This is a genomic window from Streptomyces albidochromogenes (assembly GCF_005981925.1).
Taxonomy (GTDB): domain Bacteria; phylum Actinomycetota; class Actinomycetes; order Streptomycetales; family Streptomycetaceae; genus Streptomyces; species Streptomyces albidochromogenes.
In genome coordinates this window covers 1-5213 of record NZ_VBVX01000395.1, presented here as the reverse complement: position 1 = coordinate 5213, position 5213 = coordinate 1, and the positions used below count along the sequence as shown (strand labels likewise).

Annotated in this window: 4 protein-coding genes and 1 pseudogene; 1 reads left to right on the top strand and 4 read right to left on the bottom strand. The window is 74.3% G+C overall.

Annotated features, from left to right (window positions below; genetic code table 11):
- The 3 genes from E2E34_RS30945 to E2E34_RS30935 form a co-directional block, all read right to left on the bottom strand.
- A partial coding sequence (locus E2E34_RS30945; RefSeq protein WP_138905170.1) for an FAD-dependent oxidoreductase occupies positions 1-1273 on the bottom strand: 1273 nt, incomplete at its 3' end.
- Complete coding sequence (locus tag E2E34_RS30940; protein WP_138905169.1) at positions 1273-2358, bottom strand: S-(hydroxymethyl)mycothiol dehydrogenase; 1086 nt, start codon at positions 2356-2358, stop codon at positions 1273-1275. The genes E2E34_RS30940 and E2E34_RS30945, both read right to left, overlap by 1 nt.
- Before the next feature lie 246 nt (positions 2359-2604).
- On the bottom strand, positions 2605-3423 hold the full coding sequence (locus tag E2E34_RS30935; protein WP_208765388.1) for an IclR family transcriptional regulator: 819 nt from the start codon (positions 3421-3423) through the stop codon (positions 2605-2607).
- Between the two features lie 154 nt (positions 3424-3577).
- Here E2E34_RS30935 and E2E34_RS36785 point away from each other — a divergent pair.
- A pseudogene (locus E2E34_RS36785) lies at positions 3578-3715 on the top strand (Rieske 2Fe-2S domain-containing protein); the annotation flags it as partial.
- 118 nt (positions 3716-3833) lie between these two features.
- Here E2E34_RS36785 and E2E34_RS30925 read toward each other — a convergent pair.
- Positions 3834-5096: a glycoside hydrolase family 6 protein gene (locus tag E2E34_RS30925; RefSeq protein WP_138905167.1), complete on the bottom strand. Its 1263-nt coding sequence runs from the start codon at positions 5094-5096 to the stop codon at positions 3834-3836.
- Between the last annotated feature and the right edge of the window lie 117 nt (positions 5097-5213).

Sequence of the window (5213 nt, the reverse complement as noted above, 5' to 3'; positions counted from 1 at the left end):
CGGGGGGCTGGAGCGGATGGACGATGTCGTACACCTCGACGAACTGCCGCGCCGAGCGCTCCTCTACGTACGCCGGTGAGCGCTGCGCGGCCTCGAAGCGCGTCAGGTCGCACGCGTGCACGTCGAGCGACGGCCGGCCCTCGGTCATCCACTCGGCGAGCGCCTTGGCGACGCCGGCGGAGTGGGTGACCCAGACGGCTTCGGCGAGCCAGAAGCCGCGCGTCTCGCGGCTCTCGCCGAGCAGCGGCATGCCGTCGGGGGTGAAGGAGAACACGCCGTTGAAACCGTCGTCGACGCGCGTGTCCGCGAGGGCGGGCAGGAGCGCCTCGGCGTCCCGCCGGCTGGGCGCGAAGTCGTCGGCGGTGAAGGGGTACGAGGACGGCATGACCGGGGCGTCGTCGTAGCGCGGGACGGTGAAGGGGTCGACGGGCATCGGCCGGTGGGCGTAGGAGCCGATGCCGATACGGTCGGTGTGCTCGCGGAAGTACAGGTCGCGGTCCTGGTGGCGCAGGACGGGCCGGGTGGCTTCCCGTACGGCGCCCGCGAGTGCGTCGAGCGGGGTGGTGCGCGCGTACTGGTGGGCGAGCGGCAGCAGCGGGACGTCCACGCCGGCCATGCGCCCGATCACCGGGCCCCAGAAGCCGGCGGCGGACACCACGTGGTCGGCGGGGAAGGCTCCCTTGTCGGTGACGACGCCGGTGACCCGGCCGCCGCGCTGCTCGATGCCGGTGACGGTCGTGCGGTCGAGGAACCGGGCGCCGCGCGCGGCGGCCGACTCCTGCTGCGCGCGGGAGGCGGGCAGGGCGCGGGCCAGGCCGTCGCCCGGGGTGTGGAAGCCGCCGAGTACGCGGTCGGGGTCGAGGAGCGGCCACAGTTCGAGGCACTCCTCGGGGCCGACGACCTCGCCCTCGACGCCCCAGGAGGCGGCAAGCCCGGCCTTGCGGTGGAGGTCGGCGAGGCGGGCGGGGGTGGTGGCGACCTCCAGGCCGCCGACGGCGTCGAAGCAGGGCCGGCCGTCGGGCGCCCGCAGCCGGCTGAGCTTCTCGACGGTGTAACGGGCCATCTGGGTCAGGCACTTGGACGTGTTGGTGCGGAAGACGAGGCCCGGCGCGTGCGAGGTGGAGCCGCCGGGCGCGGGCAGTGGTCCCTGTTCGAGGACGGTCACGTCGGTCCAGCCCCGGGCGGTGAGTTCGTCGGCCAGCGAGCAGCCGACGATGCCGGCGCCGACGACGATCACGCGGGGGGACGCGCCCCGGCCGCGTGCCGCCGCCATCAGAGCACCACCACCGAGCGGAGCACTTCGCCGCGCCGCATCCTGGCGAAGGATTCCTCGACGTCGTCCAGGCCGATCGTCTCGCTGACGAACGCGCCGAGGTCGAGCTTGCCGCCGAGGTACTGGTCGATGAGGATCGGGAAGTCCCGGCTGGGCAGGCAGTCGCCGTACCAGGACGACTTGAGGGCGCCGCCGCGCGAGAACAGGTCGATCAGCGGGATGTCGAGCCGCGTGTCCGGCTCCGGTACGCCGACCTGGACGAGCACGCCGGCGTGGTCGCGCATGGAGAAGGCCTGGCGGTACGTCTCGGGGCGGCCCACCGCCTCGATCGCGACGTCGACGCCGAAACCGCCGGTGAGTTCGCGTACGGCCGCCACGGCGTCCGTGCCGCGGGAGTTGACGGTGTGGGTGGCGCCGAAGCGGGCGGCGGCGTCGAGCTTGGCGTCGTCGACGTCGACGGCGATGACGCGGCGGGCTCCGGCGAGCGCGGCGGCGGCCACGGCGGCGCACCCGACGCCGCCGCAGCCGATGACGGCGACGGTGTCGCCGCGGCCGACGCCCCCGGTGTTGACGGCGGCTCCGTACCCGGCCATGACGCCGCAGCCGATGAGGGCGGCGGCCTCGGGACGGGCGGCGGGGCTGACCTTCACGGCCTGGCCGGCGGCGACGAGGGTCTTCTCGGCGAAGGCGCCGATGCCGAGGGCGGGGGTGAGCGGGGTGCCGTCGAGCAGCGTCATGGGCCGGGTGGCGTTGCGGCTGTCGAAGCAGTACCAGGGGCGGCCCCGGCGGCAGGAGCGGCAGTCGCCGCAGGGGGCGCGCCAGGCGAGGACGACGTAGTCGCCGGGGGTCAGGTCGGCCACGCCCGCGCCGACGGCTTCGACGGTTCCGGCGGCCTCGTGGCCGAGCAGGAACGGGAAGTCGTCGGTGATCGCGCCTTCTCGGTAGTGCAGGTCGGTGCGGCAGACCCCGCAGGCCTGAACGCCGACCAGGACCTCTCCCGGCCCTGGATCGGGGACGGTGATCGTCTGTGTCTCGACGGGTGCGCCCCTTTTGGTGGCGACGACCGCACGGACCTCATGAGGCACGATCGGACCCCTCTCTTGTTGCGCATTGCACGACTGGTTGCGCGATGAGAGACATAGTGGGAATGCGATCGGCGGGCCGTCAAGGGGGCGGCGGGGCCCGCCGGCCGGGACGCCGGACGGGCCGGACACCGCCGTCGTACGGCGGCCTCCGGCCCGTCCGGGCGGTGGTGGCTGGAACGCGTGCGGTCCGGCCGGATCGCACGCTCCGGCATGTCCCCACAGTTCCGGCCGGAACGCGACGGTGCGTCAGGTGCGGTGGCCCATGCGGTACGACAGCTCCCCCGCCGCGTCGACCGCCAGCTTCGCCAGCTCCTCCAGGCGCGCCTCGTCCATCCGGTAGACCGGGCCCGACACGCTCACCGCGCCGATGACCTGCCCGTCGTGCGACCGCACCGGAGCCGCCACCGCGCTCAGCCCGACCTCCATCTCCTCGGCCACCACGGCGTACCCCTCGGACGAGATCTCCGCGAGCTGGGCCCGCAGTTCGGCCGCCGATGTCACGGTGTGCTCGGTGAATCTCGGCAGCCTGCGGGCCAGGAAGGCCTCCCGCGCCGCCGTCGGCAGCCCCGCGAGCAGCACCTTGCCGCTGGAGGTGGCGTGCAGCGGCGTACGCCGCCCGAGCCAGTTCTGCGCGGTGACGGACGCCGCTCCGCGCGCCTGCATGACGTTGACGGCGGCGTCGTCGTCGAGGACGGCGATGTTGACCGTCTCCCCCGCCTCGTCGGCCAGTTCGCGCACGACGGGCGCGCTCTCCTGCGAGATGTCCAGCCGCCCGGCGGCCGCCCCCGCGAGCCTGAGCACGCCGGCGCCCAGGTAGTACTTCCCCCGGTCCTTCGACTGCCCCACCATCCCCCGGTTCTCCAGCACGCCGAGCAGCCGGAACGCGGTCGACTTGTGCACGTCCAGCTCGTCGGCGATCTCGGTGACCCCCGCCTCACCGAGTCTCGCCAGAATCTCCAGCACGCTCACCGCGCGGTCCACCGACTGCACGGAACCCGCGCCTCCCTTGGCCCGCTTCGTCTCGTCCGGCTCCTCCGTGACGGCCCTGTCGCTCCTGCTCGCCATGAGTCCGCTCTCACCACCTGGCGGCCGGTTGCCGGCCGTCTTCCATGGGGCCCTTGACGCAGCGGCTCCCGTTCCGGATTCTGTTGCGCATCACGCGCCTGGATGCGCCATCTGGAACGTCATGCTACCGAAGAGCGAAACGCTGGGGGCTCTGGTGAGTCCTGTCCGCCACCTCCACGACCTGCGCGAGGGCGAGTCCGTACGACTGTCCACCGCGCCGCCGATCGCCGTCCTACGCACCGAGGGCGCGCTCTACGCGATCGACGACACCTGCACCCACCAGGACGCGTCCCCGCGCCGACGGCCCGCACGAGCCGCTCGCGGTGACGGGGTCGGCCGCCCCGCTCCCCCGCACTTCCCCGGGGAGAGGGGCGGCCGCCTCGCGGGCCCGCGCGCCCGGCGGTCCGTGGCTACACGTCGCGCCCGCGACCGGGCACCCGGTTCTCCGGCGGCATGATCGCCGGGTTGGCGAGCCGGACGAGTTCGAGGGCCTGGGCCGGGAACCAGACGCCGGCCTTCGGGTCGACCGTGCCGCGCTCGGGGTCCTTGGGGCCCTTGGTGCCGCGCAGGCACTCGCCGTCCGACTCACCCGGGGTCTTGATCCACAGGTTGGCGTCGTTGAGCGGATCGCCGGTGCGCGTGGTGGGGCGGGCGCCGAGGCCGCGGGCCGGCGGGTTGCACCAGTCCTGTGCGTCACGGTACTTGCCGGCGGGCGGGCTCCACGGCCCCTGCCCGTTGCGGCTGGTGTCGGTGACGAAGTGCTTCATCCGGCCCGGGTCGAGGGGCACGTGGCGGTCGAGCCAGCGCCGGGCGTCGGCGCGCCGCCACTTCTGGGTGGGGCAGGCGGACGCCTTGCCGCCCTTGTCGACGTACGCGAGGCAGGACGAGACGAGCCTGCCGTACCAGGCGTTGGCGTCGTCGGTGCTGTAGTTGGAGACGTTCACGGAGAAGCCCGTGGCATGGGCGACGCCGCCCTTGACCAGCCGGGGCACGATGCTGTCCACGGTGTGCCAGGCCGGGTGCCCGGCGTCGACGTACACCTTCGTGCGGGGCAGGGTGCCGAGGGTGGTGACGGCTTCGCCGACCTGGGCGTAGCGCGCGGCGGTCCTGGTGGCCTTGACGCGCTCGGCCTCCTTGGCGTCCTTGGTGTCCTTGGCGCCGCCGGGGCAGTCGGCCGGCACCAGCGCCAGCGCGTCCGGTTCGACGACGACGACCGCCCGGCCGCCGCCGATTCCCTCGGCCACCGCGCCGACCCAGGCCCGGTACTCGGCGGAGTCGCGCAGGCCGCCCGCCGAGTACAGGGAGCAGTCGCGGCCGGGGACGTTGTAGAGCACCAGGGTGGGCGTCGCCCTGCGGCGTGCGGCGTCGCGCATGACGGCGCGCGTCTCCCGGCGGACCTCGTCCGGCGTGCGGCCCGCCAGCCAGACGGCGTGCGGGGTACGGGCCATGGCCCGCAGCCCGGCGGCCTCGCGCGAGCGCTTCGCGCCCTCCAGCTCGTCGGCCTGGCGGTACGCCTGCGGGTTGGCCCGCGGGGCGTAGAGGCTGGTGGTGAGGGCGTCGACCGGGTCTTCGGTGGCGAGCGCGGGCGGCGAGCCGAGCAGCAGCGCGGACGTCAGGCCGGTGGTCAGGGCGAGGGGCAGGGCGGTACGGAGGATCGGTCGGGTGGTGCGCACAGTTCACTCCTGGATCGCGGGCGGCGGCGACCGGACGGGACAAAAGCGCCTTGGGAGCGCTCCCAAGCCGGTCCGGGGCGCGGCCTCGTCGAATGCGAGGTCCGAACGGGTGGGAGG